The 12,126-nt window shown below is 73.0% G+C and carries 12 protein-coding genes; 5 read left to right on the forward strand and 7 right to left on the reverse strand.

Annotation, left to right across the window (positions count from 1 at the left end):
* Positions 1-3 precede the first annotated feature (3 nt).
* Positions 4-999, reverse strand: coding sequence for a helix-turn-helix transcriptional regulator (locus NR112_RS10375; RefSeq protein ID WP_256794081.1), 996 nt, complete (start codon positions 997-999; stop codon positions 4-6).
* Positions 1,000-1,057: 58 nt separating this feature from the next.
* Here NR112_RS10375 and NR112_RS10380 point away from each other — a divergent pair, with 58 nt between their 5' ends.
* A complete protein-coding gene (locus NR112_RS10380; protein WP_256794082.1) occupies positions 1,058-2,266 on the forward strand; it encodes a hypothetical protein in 1,209 nt (402 codons plus the stop codon).
* A 6-nt stretch (positions 2,267-2,272) separates the two neighbouring features.
* On the opposite strand, the gene NR112_RS22510 is transcribed toward NR112_RS10380, so the two are convergent.
* The 3 genes from NR112_RS22510 to NR112_RS10400 all read right to left on the reverse strand — a co-directional run bounded on the left by NR112_RS22510 (position 2,273) and on the right by NR112_RS10400 (position 6,185).
* A complete protein-coding gene (locus NR112_RS22510) occupies positions 2,273-5,215 on the reverse strand; it encodes a helix-turn-helix transcriptional regulator (RefSeq protein WP_306217041.1) in 2,943 nt (980 codons plus the stop codon).
* Positions 5,216-5,283: 68 nt separating this feature from the next.
* Positions 5,284-5,442 (reverse strand): hypothetical protein, encoded by a 159-nt coding sequence (locus NR112_RS10395; protein ID WP_256794083.1) that lies wholly within the window; start codon positions 5,440-5,442, stop codon positions 5,284-5,286.
* Positions 5,443-5,588: 146 nt separating this feature from the next.
* Positions 5,589-6,185, reverse strand: a complete 597-nt coding sequence (locus NR112_RS10400; RefSeq protein WP_256794084.1) for a LysE/ArgO family amino acid transporter — start codon at positions 6,183-6,185, stop codon at positions 5,589-5,591.
* A 70-nt stretch (positions 6,186-6,255) separates the two neighbouring features.
* Here NR112_RS10400 and NR112_RS10405 point away from each other — a divergent pair, with 70 nt between their 5' ends.
* Positions 6,256-7,200, forward strand: coding sequence for a LysR family transcriptional regulator ArgP (locus NR112_RS10405; protein ID WP_256794085.1), 945 nt, complete (start codon positions 6,256-6,258; stop codon positions 7,198-7,200).
* Here NR112_RS10405 and NR112_RS10410 read toward each other — a convergent pair.
* On the reverse strand, positions 7,100-7,531 hold the full coding sequence (locus NR112_RS10410; RefSeq protein ID WP_256794087.1) for a rhodanese-like domain-containing protein: 432 nt from the start codon (positions 7,529-7,531) through the stop codon (positions 7,100-7,102). The genes NR112_RS10405 and NR112_RS10410 overlap by 101 nt on opposite strands.
* A gap of 180 nt (positions 7,532-7,711) precedes the next feature.
* On the opposite strand from NR112_RS10410, the gene NR112_RS22895 reads away from it, so the two are divergent.
* Together NR112_RS22895 and NR112_RS10420 are read left to right on the forward strand one after the other, a co-directional pair.
* Positions 7,712-8,644: a DMT family transporter gene (locus NR112_RS22895; protein ID WP_256794090.1), complete on the forward strand. Its 933-nt coding sequence runs from the start codon at positions 7,712-7,714 to the stop codon at positions 8,642-8,644.
* 126 nt (positions 8,645-8,770) lie between these two features.
* Complete coding sequence (locus tag NR112_RS10420; protein WP_256794092.1) at positions 8,771-10,234, forward strand: HNH endonuclease signature motif containing protein; 1,464 nt, start codon at positions 8,771-8,773, stop codon at positions 10,232-10,234.
* A gap of 27 nt (positions 10,235-10,261) precedes the next feature.
* Here NR112_RS10420 and NR112_RS10425 read toward each other — a convergent pair whose 3' ends face one another.
* Both NR112_RS10425 and NR112_RS10430 read right to left on the reverse strand, forming a co-directional pair.
* Entirely contained in the window at positions 10,262-10,654 is a 393-nt protein-coding gene (locus tag NR112_RS10425; protein WP_256794094.1) for a VOC family protein, read from the reverse strand.
* A gap of 199 nt (positions 10,655-10,853) precedes the next feature.
* Positions 10,854-11,015 carry a hypothetical protein gene (locus tag NR112_RS10430; RefSeq protein ID WP_256794095.1) on the reverse strand — a complete coding sequence of 54 codons (162 nt, stop codon included), beginning with the start codon at positions 11,013-11,015 and terminating at the stop codon, positions 10,854-10,856.
* 91 nt (positions 11,016-11,106) lie between these two features.
* Between NR112_RS10430 and NR112_RS10435 the strand changes: the two genes are divergently transcribed.
* On the forward strand, positions 11,107-12,069 hold the full coding sequence (locus tag NR112_RS10435; RefSeq protein ID WP_256794096.1) for a GlxA family transcriptional regulator: 963 nt from the start codon (positions 11,107-11,109) through the stop codon (positions 12,067-12,069).
* Positions 12,070-12,126 lie beyond the last annotated feature (57 nt).

Here is a 12,126-nt window from a genome sequence, read left to right on the forward strand (position 1 = left end):
ACGCTAGGGGCGAGCGGCGTTGCGGTACATGGGGAGAACTCCCCGACCGGAGGCCACGAGCGCGTCGCCCAGGGCAGTGCGCCAGTAGAGCACCTCGCGTCCCGACCGTCGGCGCAGCACGCTGCCCGAGGCGAGCAGCACCTTGAGGTGGTCGCCGACCGAGCCGAGCGGCATACCCGTACGGGCGACGAGCGCGCTCGTGCTCGACGGTCCGTCGAGGGCGCGGAGCAGCCGCGCGCGAGCGCTGCCGACAAGGCGCTCGAGCCCGTCGTCTGCCTGGCCGTCGACCTCGGCGAGGGCTCCGGTCACGGGGTAGTAGATGGCGTAGCGACGGGGGAGATCCCAGCCGACCCACGTGGCGGTGCCGTGGGCGGGCACGAAGTAGAGGTCGGCGTCGTCGTCGAGGACGCGCGAGGGCAGGTCGTAGCGGTTGATCCGGAGCTGGCCGTTGCCGAGCCACTCGCGGTCGCGGCCGAGGTCGCGCAGCACGGCGGCCCAGCCGTAGGTCGCGAGGCGCGCCGTCCGCGACACGATGTCGGCACGCAGGATGCGCTCGCGGCGGCCCCAGTCGCTGGCGAGGGCGTGCGTCCACACCCACTCGAGCAGCTGGGCAGCCTGCTCGGCCGTGCCCGGTCGGCTGAGGACGCGGGGTAGCGACGCCTCGGGGGTGCTCTCGCGCAGGTAGGTGCGAACTCGCTTGTCCCCCAAGGCTCGCACGTCATCGACCTCGCCGGCGAAGCTGCGGCCCGGACCGTCGGGCGGGAGTGCGAGCCAGTCGGAGATCCATCCCGTGCGCCAGCTGTGGTCGAGGACGGCACGCCGCACGGGGTGCTCGGCGAGCATCGCCTCGAACGACTCGCGGTGCGCGGCGGCGAAGGCCCGCCCCGCGGCGTCGCTGGGCCGCACCAGGTCGTTGAGGGCGGCGACCGTCTCGATGCGGGGGGACACGACGAAGCGGCTCCGTGCCAGCAGGTCGGCCGAGATCCGCCACGTCCCCATGTTTCGCCTCCGTCCGAAAGATTAGCGGCCCGGGCCACGAGTCGTCAGGGTGGAGCGAGTGAAGACCTACCGCCAGCTGTTCGCCATCCGTGAGTTCCGGGTCCTCTTCCTCGTCCAGTGCATCAACATCGGGGCGTATGCCGTCGCGTCCCTCGCGCTTGGCACCATCACGTTCGCGGCCACGGGGTCGCCGGTCCTGACGGCCCTCGCGATGTTCGGCGCGCCACTCATGCGCATCGTCGGCCAGACCCTCTTCGGCTCCGGCTCCGACCTCGTCCGTCCGCGCACCGCGCTGCTGCTCGTCTTCACGACGACGACGGTCACCGACCTGTTGCAGGCGATCCCGGGTCTGGCCTGGGGGTGGCGTTTCGCCCTGCTGGCCGTCGGCCCGCTCATCACCTCGGCGCTCGGCGGCAGCATGATGGCGCTCGTCTCCGACATCCTCCCGCCCGACGGCTTCATCCTGGGCCGGGCGACGATGAACATCGCGGTCGGCGGCATGCAGATCGTCGGCTACGGCATCGGCGGTCTGCTCCTCATCACCTTCACGACGACCCAGCTCTTCCTCGGCTCGGGTGTGGCGCTCCTCGTCGCGGTCGTGCTGCTGCGCCTCGGCCTCGCGGACCACCCTCCGCGGCACGCGGCCACCTCTCTCGTGCGCCGCACCCGCGAGGTCAACCGCGCCCTGCTCGGGTCGCGCGTCATCCGTCCGCTCTACCTGACGTTGTGGGTGCCCAACGGGCTCATCGTCGGGTGCGAGGCGCTCTTCGTGCCGTTCGCGGGCGAGCGTGCGGGCTACCTCTTCGCCGTCACCGCGGCGGGGATGCTGCTCGGCGACGTCGTCGTCGGGCGCTTCCTCGCCGTGGCCGTGCGCGACCGGCTCATCGGCCCGCTGCGGCTCCTGCTCGCGGTCCCCTACCTCGCCTTCTTCGCCGTCCCGTCGCTGCCGTATGCCGCCGCGCTGGCCTTCGTGGCGTCCGTGGGCTACTCCGCGAGCCTGCCCCTGCAGGAGCGGCTGGTGACCCACACCGACGCGCAGGCACGGGGTCAGGTCTTCGGGTTGCAGGGCACGGGCCTCATGGTGGGCCAGGCCCTCGGGGCGCTGCTGGGGGGCGTCGTCGCGACCGCGCTGGGGATGGGACCGGTCGCGGCCGCGCAGGCGATGGGCGTCATGGCCGTCGCCTCGGTGGTCGTCTCGGTCGCCCTCACGCCCGGTCTGCGTCGGTCGCGCCCCGGGGTCGCCGTGCGCGAGGGCGCGCCGGCCTGACCGCCTTCATCCGGTCACGAGCCCGCGTCGCCGCGCGATGGCGGCCGCCTCGGTGCGTCCGGAGGCTCCGAGCTTGGCCAGCAGGTTGGACACGTGGACGCTCACGGTCTTGGTGCTGATGTAGAGCTGCTTGCCGATCTGGCCGTTGGTCAGGCCCTCTGCCAGCAGCGCGAGCACCTCGAGCTCGCGCGGGGTGAGGTCGACGGTCACGCCGCCGGGGCGCACCGCGTCGAGCTCGGCGAGGAGCGGCTTGGCCTCGAGCCTGACGGCCTCCTCGCGGGCCAGCTCGGCGACCGCGCGGGACTCGACGTCCTCGCCCGCGGCGCGCAGGGCCTCGGCGAGCCGCGCCCGCGAGCGGGCTGTCTCGAAGACGTGGCCGTAGCGCTCGAACGCCGCGACGCTCTCGCGCCACGCGTCGACGAGCTCGGTCACCGGTGGCGGCTCCTCGACCCCGGCGACCCGCTGCAGCCGCAGCACCTCCGCCTCGAGCCGTGCGGTCCACGCCCACGTCTCGCGGCTCGTGTCCTCGAGGGACTCGGCGGCCGCGCGTTCGAACTTCGGACGGCTCGCCTTCTCCACGGCGGGCCGCAGCTCGCTGATGCGGCGCCCGCGCTCGGCGAGCTCGTCGACGACGGCGACGGCGCGGGCCCGGAGCGGAGGGTCGGCCCGCGGGACGAGGGCGGCCGCCTGCCCGGCCACCAGCGCGGCGAGTCGCACGACGGCGTGGTACTCACCCCATGTCGAGTCGAGCACGTCGACCGCGGCCTCCGTGAGGTCGAGCAGGCCGGCGAGGTCGCCCGCGTCGCCGAGGACGTCGACGGCGGGCATGACGGTGAGCACGACGCACAGGCCGTCGACGGGCCACCACTCGCGCAGCGCCGCGATGAGGTCGGGGTCGACGGGGTCTCCGCGACCGGCGTGCACGAGCAGCGCGGCGCCGGTGAAGATGGTGCGCCCCGGCTGCGGCGCCGGTCGCCCCGTGAGGTCGAGGCGGCGAGCCGCGCCGTCCCAGTCACCGAGCTCGTAGGCCGTGAGGCCGCCGAGGAGGCGGCACTCCTGCCCCCACGGTGCCCACTCGCGGTGCATCCGGCGTGCAACGGCGGCGCCGCGGTCGTAGAGCTCGAGCGACCCGGGCAGGTCGCCGCGCCGGTGCGCGAGCGACGCGAGCTGGTGGACGGCGCGGAGCAGCAGCGGGTCGTCGGGGTCGATGTCGGCCACGATCGAGCGCAGGTGCGTCTCGACCGAGTCGAGGTCCTGCTGCGCCTCGAGGATGCGCGCCATGATCGTGCGCACCTCGGCGAGCGCACCGCCGAGGCCGAGGCGCTCGGCGAGCAGCGACACCTCGTTGCCGACGACCGCGGCCTCGACGAACGAGCCGTTGTCGACGAGCGCCTGCACCCGGGCGACGAGCACCCGGACCCGGCGCTCGTCGGCCTCCTCGCCGATGAGTGACAGGGCCTCGTCGGTCAGGGCGATGGAGTCGATGGGCAGGTCGAGGATGCGGGAGCGGATGACGAGGGTCGAGAGCAGGTCGGCGCGCGCGCCCGGGTCCTGGGCCGTGCCGGGGTGGTCGAGCCGGTCGCGCAGCAGGTCCATGGCGCGGATCGGCTCACCGGCGACCATCGCCGCACGCGACGCCCGAAGGGTCACCTCGTCGCGTTCGGGATCGTCCTCGTCGAGCCACGTGAGGGCGCGCTCCAGGAGCAGCAACGCCTCCTGCGGGCCTCCGACGGCCATGGCGGCCTCGGCCGCCGCGCGGCTCGCGCGGACCGCCGTCGGCAGGTCGCCCACGGCCGCGGCGTGGCGGGCGAGCTCCGAGGCGGGGGCGAGCTCGGGGCGCTCGGCCAGCACGGCGGCATACGCCCGGTGGAGGCGGAGGCGCTCTCCCGGAAGGAGGCTGTCGGCGACGGCCTCGCCGAGGAGGGCGTGGCGGAAGGTGTAGGCCGGGGGCCAGCGGGCCTCGAGGACGTGGTGCTCCACCGCGGCGGCCAGCGCGGCCTCGAGCGTCTCGTCGGGGAGGTCGACGACCCGGGAGAGGAGGTCGTGGCCGATGAACTGCCCGCCCTTGAGGGCGACGGCTCGGAGCACGCGCTGGGCGGTGTCGTCGAGCTGCTCGACGCGGGCGCGGAGCACGCGGCTCAGGCCCCCGGTCAGGCCCTGGCCGGCGGCGGCGCTGGCGACGAGCTCCTCGGCGAAGAAGGGGTTGCCCTCGGAACGGCGCGCGATCTCGGCGTTCGTCGCGGCGTCGGTGGGGGCGCCCTCGATGCCGGAGACGAGCTCTCGCACGGCGTCGTCGGGGAGCGGGGCGAGCTCGACGTGCTCGAGCCCCGCGATGCGCGCCCACACGGCGAGCGTCTCGTGCAGGGGGTGGCGGCGGTAGAGGTCGTCGGAGCGGTAGGTCACGACGAGGCCGACCGCGTGCGTGAAACCGCGGGTCAGCAGGAGGGTGATGAGGTCGCGCGAGGAGTGGTCGGCCCAGTGGACGTCCTCGACGACGAGGAGGGACGGCTGGGCGTCGCCGAGCGCGGACAGCAGCGCGTGAACGGCCTCGGCGACCTGGCCGGGGTCGGTGCTCCGTCCGGAACGGTCCCGGTCGGGTGTGTCGGTGCGCCCCGGAAGCAGGTGGCCGAGGCTCGGATGCGTCTCGAGCACGCGCTCGACGACCTCGGGATGGCCCGCGTCGATAGTGCCGACGAGCTCGACGAAGGGCAGGTAGGCGAGGCTGCTGCCCGCCTGGCCGACGCAGTGACCGACAGCGGTGAACCAGTCGGCCGCGGTGGCCTCGGCCACGAGGTGCCCCACGATGCGGGACTTGCCGATGCCGGCGTCGCCGGACAGCACGACGACGCCACCGGGCCGGGCACCCGGGGTGGGGAGCAGTCCGATGGCGTCGGCGAGACGGGACAGGTCGGTGTCCCGCCCGATGAGGGGGCCCGTGCTGAGCGGCATACGCCGAATCATCGCGTACTCCGCCGACAGGGGCGGATCGGACGGCGACACGGGTCGCGTCGCCGTCGTCACCGCGCGCGGCCCGGGTTGTTCTCATCTCGGGAGACGCGCGCCATGGTGCGCCGCATGATCTCGAGCGACGAGTCGCGGCGGACGCGACGACGCCTGGGGTAGCGGGACTCGATCTCGACCTGGACGGTGCGGAAGTCGATGTGCTGGGTGGTCATGGTCTTTCCTCTGTTCGTGCCGTTCTGGACTCCTCCAGACTCGGCCGCTGAGGTAGACCCCCACATCGGACGACCGCCCTATCCCTGCCTGCCGACTACCTCAGATCCGATGGCGTATGCCGGGTGGACCCGTCTGAGGTAGGCCCTCAGCCGAGGAGGAGGGTGGTGGCGATGGTGAACATGACGATGGCGATCGCGACGTCGAGCACACGCCACGTCGCCGGGCGCGCGAAGAGCGGCGCGAGCAGGCGGGCGCCGTAGCCGAGCGAGGTGAACCACGCGACGCTGGCGAGGGCGGCCCCGCCGGCGAACCACCACCGTCCATCCGGACCGTGCTGGTTGGCGAGCGACCCGACGAGCAGCACGGTGTCGAGGTAGACGTGCGGGTTGAGCCACGTGAGCGCGACGACGGTCGCGAGCACGCCGCTGCGCGATCGCTGGGTCCCGCCGGCCTCGAGGCCCTTGGGGTGCCGCGCGTTGCGCAGGCACAGCAGCCCGTAGCCGACGAGGTATGCCGCCCCGACCCACCGCACGACCGTCAGCAGTTCCGGGTGGGCCGTGAGCAGACCCCCGACGCCGAGCACGCCGGCGAGGACGAGGACCGCATCACTGATCGCGCAGACGGAGACGACCAGCCCGACGTGGTGGCGCGCGAGGCCGGTGCGGAGCACGTAGGCGTTCTGGGCTCCGATGGCCACGATGAGCGAGGCCATCGTGAGGAAGCCGGGGAGGAGGGAGGTCACGCCCTCGACGGTAGAGGGACCGCGACCTTCAGTGAAGCGAAGGTTTCTTCAGCATCATTAGCATGGCTTCATGCGGCTGCAACCCGAGCACCTCGCGACCCTCCTCGCCATCATCGACTCCGGAACCTTCGACGCGGCGGCCCGTCGGCTGCACGTGACACCGTCGGCCGTGAGCCAGCGGGTCAAGGCGCTCGAGGCCGAGGTCGGCCAGGTCGTCGTCGTGCGCAGCACCCCGTGCCGCGCCACGGGCGCGGGCGAGACTCTCGTCCGGCTCGCCCGTCAGCAGGGCCTGCTCGAGTCGGAGGCGCTCGCGGGTCTCGTCGCCGACGGCCGGTCCCGGGTCGACCTGCCGATCGTCGTCAATGCCGACTCGATGTCGACGTGGTTCGGTGCGGTCCTGACCGAGGCGGCCGCGTGGGACGACGTCGTGCTGCGCCTGCGGGTCGAGGACCAGGACCACTCGGCTCGGCTGCTCCGGTCCGGTGAGGTGCTCGGCGCCGTGACGTCCGACCCGACGCCGGTCCAGGGCTGCTCGACCGAGCCACTCGTCATGATGCGCTACCTGCCGGCGGCGGCCCCGCGGCTCGCGGACCGGCATCGCGCTGGACGTGGGATCAACTGGGCTGCAATGCCCCTCGTGCGTTTCAACGACAAGGATGACATCCAGCAGCGCATCCTCGACCGGCACGGCGTGGACGCTGCCCCGCCGACGCACGAAGTGCCCGACGGGGGCGGCTTCGTGACCGCGGTCCGCTCCGGGCTCGGCTGGGGTGCGCTCCTGACGACCCAGCTCGGGCCGTTGCTCGACGCCGGTGACCTCGTGCGACTCGGGTCGCGCGACCACGTCGACGTCCAGCTCTACTGGCAGCGGTGGCGGCTGTCCTCGGCGCACCTCGACCGGCTGAGCGAGTCGGTCAGGAGGGCTGCGTCGTCTGCGGCACCGCGTCGCCCGACGGCCCGGCGCTCGACGGCGCGTCGGCCAGCCAGGCCCGCCATGCGGCATACCCCCCGATGACGTCGGTGGCGCGGTCGATGCCGAGGTCCTGGAGCGCGGCGGCCGCCAGGCTGGACGTGTAGCCCTCTTGGCAGAGGACGATGACCTCGAGGTCGTGGCTCGCGACCGGCAGCGACGCGTCGCTCGAGGGGTCGAGGCGCCACTCGAGGACGTTGCGCTCGATCACCGTCACGAAGGGCAGCTCGCCCTCGACCGCACGCTGTGCCGCGGGCCGGATGTCGACGACGAGCGCGCCGTCCGCACGTGCCGCCTCGGCCTGCTCGGGCGTGAGCCGGTGGAGGCGACCGCGGGCCTCTGCGAGGACCTCGTCGATGGTGCGGGGTCGGGACATGGTCGGGCCTCTCGGGACGGGTAGCGGCGGGTCGGCACCCTTGGGTTGGGCACGTCCACCGTGCCACACGGCCGGCGTCGGCGCGTGCGACCCGACGCCCCTCCGTGCTGGCGGGATGTGGGGGACATCTGACCGGAAAACCGGCGGCGCCCTGTCGGTGTCGACGCCTACGGTCGTCGGGTGACCGTGGACTCCCGCACTGCATCCCAGGCCCCGCCCAGCGCCAGCCGTGCGAGGTGGCTCGTCGTGGCTGCGGTGGCCGTCACGCTCCTGCTGTGGGCGTCCGCATTCGTCGCGATCCGCCACCTCGGCAGAGACGTCCCGCCCGGCGCGCTGTCGCTCGGGCGCCTGCTCGTCGCGTCGGTCGCCCTCGGGGTGCTCGTCTTCCGACGCCCCCGGACCTGGCCGGCCCGTCGGGACTGGCCCCTGCTGCTGCTCTGCGGCGTCGGCTGGTTCGGCATCTACAACCTCGCCCTCAACGAGGCCGAACGGCGCATCGACGCCGGCACCTCCGCGCTCATCGTGCAGATCGGGCCGATCATCGTCGCCCTCCTCGCCACGGTCTTCCTCGGCGAGAAGATGACCCGCTGGCTGCTCATCGGCATGGCCGTCGGCTTCGCGGGAGTCGTCGTCATCGCGCGCGGCTTCTCCTCAGGTGGCTCCGGCGACATGGTGGGCGTGTGGCTCGCCGTCCTGGCCGCGGTGACGTATGCCGTGGGCGTCCTGGCACAGAAGCCCCTCCTCGGGCGGTTGCCGGGTCCCGAGGTCACGTGGCTCGCCTGCGTCATCGGCGCCGTCGTGTGCCTGCCATGGAGTGGCGAGCTCGTGAGCGTGGTGCGCGACAGCGACCCGAGCACCTTGTGGTGGATCGCCTACCTCGGCATCTTCCCGACCGCGATCGCCTTCTCGACGTGGGCCTACGTCCTGGCGCGCAGCGACGCCGGCAGGCTGACCCTGACGACGTTCCTCGTGCCGTTCATCGCGACGCTCATCGCCTGGGCCCTGCTCTCCGAGGTGCCACCGCCCCTGACGTTCGTCGGTGGGGCGCTGTGCATCGCGGGAGTGTTGCTGACGCGGCGCAAGCCCCGAGTGGCTCCGACCGCCGAGGAGTGAAGTAGCTCCGATCGCCTTGCGACGCAAGGGGATCGGATCAGATTAAGATGTGGACAAGGCTTCCATTTCAGTCGAATATTTGTTCTAATGGAGGGAGTCGGCGACCCGAGTGGGAGGAGTGAGTTCGTGCCATTCCTCGACACCGGGCGTCCGGCGCCCGACGCGACATCCGGGGGCAGCAGCCTCAATCCTCGCGTGGTCTGGCTCCTCGGTCAGGCCAAGTCGGGCGCCGAGCGCGCGCCGGCGAGTCGTGCGGCCTCCCTGGACGACGAGGCCGACGCGGTGCTGGCGCAGATCGAGCGGCTCGAGGTCCAGAAGGCTCGTCTCGAGGGCCGTCTCGTCGATGCCTACGCAGCACTGCACTCCGTCGAGGAGCAGCAGCTGGCCCGGCTGACGACGAGCACTCCGGTCCCGATCACGGCCGACCAGGTCGCCGCGCAGGAGATCGCCTGTGCGACCGGTGTGGGCGCGGGCGAGGTCGCCCGAAGGCTCGAGTTCGCCACCGCACCCCGGCGTCACCGGGTGCTGCGTGAACTGCTGCGGGCCGGCGCCGTCAGTCTCCAGCGAGCCCTGCGCGTCGTCGTCGAGACGCGCGCGCTCGGTGACGACGTCCTCCCCGACCTCGAGGCCACGGTGCTCGCGCCGGCGCCGGACGGCTCGGTCGCCTCGGCGCGCCTCTTCGCCACCCGGCTGCAGCGGTGTGTCCGCTCGGCCGACTCCCGCGCCGCCGAGGAGCGCCGCCAGTCCTCCCGTCTGCGTCGCACGGCGTACGGCCGCCTCGTCGAGGACGGCATGGGGACCTTCACCGTCGTCGCGCCGGCCGAGCGGGTCGTCGGCGTGCTCGACCGGGTCGACGCCCTGGCCCGCACCGCCCGAGCAGCCGGCGACGACCGCAGCATCGACCAGCTCAGGAGCGACCTGCTCTGCGATCTCGCCCTCTTCGGCGTCGTCCCGTCCGGCACGGGTGTCGCTGACGAGGGGTCGCCGGGTACCGGCCTGCTGTCCGACGCCGCACCCGCGACCGTCCGCATCGTCGTGCCGTTCGAGGTCGCCGTCGGGATGTCGGACGCGGCGTGCGAGCTGCCCGGCCACGGCTGGGTCACAGCCGCCCACGCCCGGCAGATCATGACCGCACCGGGTTCGGTCTGGCAGCGCCTCGCCGTCGCCGTCGATACCGGCCGCGCCCTCGAGCTCTCCACCGACTGCTACCGCCCGACCGCCGCGATGGTCGAGCACGTGCGAGCCGTCGACGGCGTCTGCCGCGCACCCGGCTGCCAGGTCCCGGCCGACCGGTGCGACCTCGACCACCTCGTCCCGTGGCCGACCGGCCCGACCCACGTCTCCAACTCCGACTCCCTGAGCCGGGGCTGCCACAACGGCAAGACCGCCGGCGTCTGGCAGGTCGAGCGGGTCCGCGACGACGGCATCGCGTGGTCCTCGCTCGCGGGTCGCGACTACATCACCTATCCGAGGGACTGGCGCGAGGCCCTCCGCGACCCCGGCTCGGGCCCGCCCGGACCGATCGTCCCCGTGCCTTCCACGTCGGCTTCCACCGTGGCCCCTCCCGGTGCCGATCCGCCGCCCTTCTAGTCCGACGTGCGCCGAGCGGGTGGCGTGTCAGTCACCCGTGACGGTCGTGAGGCAGAAGGGGTGGCCGGCGGGGTCGACGAGGACCCGCCATGCCGAGGGGGCCGGCTGGTGATTGGCCTCGGCTGCGCCGAGCGCTACGGCTCGCGCCACGCCGTCATCGAGGTCGGTGACGAGGATGTCGAGGTGCACCTGCTGCTGCTGTCCGGGCCCCGGCCAGGTCGGTCGGACGTGGTCGGTGGCGCGCATCATCGTGACGGCGAGCCCGCCGTCGGACAGTGACACGACCCCGCCGTCCAGGCTCTCGTAGGCGCGCGGAAGCCCGAGCAGGGCGCCGTAGAAGTCGGCGAGGGCCGACGGGTCCGGGCAGTCGAATGAGACGGAGGCGAGCCGGCCGACGGGTGGCGGCGTGGAGGACGTCATGGGGTCACCCTGTCACCTGGCTCGGACGGTCCTGGCCCTCCGAAGGGTGGCGGTGGGCCCAGCGTGGCCGGATGAGGCTCCCGGCCGACAGCCATGTGCACAGCGAGTGGTCGTAGGACGCGGCCCACGGATCGATGGACCGCTCGTGCCTGCGACCTGTGGGCGCGCGTCGACTGACGGCACGCGACCGGTGCGGGACTCAGTGGCCGGAGGGCACGTCGTGTAGGACGCGCTCCATGTCGCGGTCGACCTCGGCGTCGGCGCCGAAGGGAGCGCGCGGCAGTGAGAACGTCCGGCGGTGGTGCGGCTCGAGGGCCGCGACGATGGCGATGATCATGACGAGGAAGAAGATGATGTCCATGGCAGAAAGTCTGCGCCCATCATGATCCCGCCACGAGTGGCAGAACTGTCGATGATCGACAAGATCCTGCCAATCGTGGCATGCTGGCCGGATGCTGCGCACCATCGCCGTCATCGCCCAGGAGCCCGTGGCCATGTTCGAGCTCGGCGTCCTCTGTGAGGTCTTCGGCATCGACCGCACCGACGACGGCGTCCCGGCCTTCGACTTCCGCGTCTGCTCGGCACGCCCCGGCGAGGTGCTCCGCACGACGAGCGGCCTCAGCATCGTTGCGCCCTTCCCCCTCGAGGCCGCCCGGGGCGCCGACCTCGTCGCCATCCCCGGCGGAGCCGTCGACGGTCCCTACGACCCGGACGTCCTCGACATCCTCCGCGACACCGCGGCGAACGGCGGTCGCGTCCTCTCCGTCTGCTCAGGCGCCTTCCAGCTCGCCGCCGCCGGCCTGCTCGACGGTCGTGAGTGCACGACCCACTGGAGGTATGCCGCGCGGCTGGCGGACGAGCACCCTCGCGCCTGCGTGGACCTCGACGTCCTCTACGTCGAGGACGGCCCGGTCCTGACGAGCGCTGGCACGGCTGCAGGCATCGACGCGTGCCTGCACCTCGTGCGCACCGAGCTCGGCTCGGAGGTCGCGACCCGCATCGCGCGCCGCATGGTCGTCCCGCCGCACCGCTCCGGTGGGCAGCGCCAGTTCGTCGAGACGCCCGTCCCGTCCGAGCCGTGCGAGGGCCTCCAGGACGTCATGGAGTGGGTCGCGGAGCGCCTCGACGAGGAGCACTCGATCCCCTCGCTCGCCAAGCGGGCGGCCATGTCGGAGCGCACCTTCGCGCGCCGCTTCACCGCCGAGGTCGGGACGACCCCGCACAAGTGGCTGACGAGCCAGCGGGTGCTGCGGGCCCGCCACCTGCTCGAGTCGACGGACCTCGACATCGAGCGGATCGCCCGGGAGAGCGGCTTCGCGACGGCCGCCGTGCTGCGGCACCACTTCCTGCGCGAGATCGGCATCCCACCGGTCGCCTACCGCCGAGCCTTCACGAAGCAGCCCGCCTCGGCCTGACCTCGCGATCACCGCGGCGGTCATGGCGGCGGTCACGAGCCGGACCGACCGGCCGGC

Origin of the sequence: Terrabacter sp. Ter38 (assembly GCF_024519435.1) — a bacterium.
GTDB lineage: Bacteria > Actinomycetota > Actinomycetes > Actinomycetales > Dermatophilaceae > Terrabacter.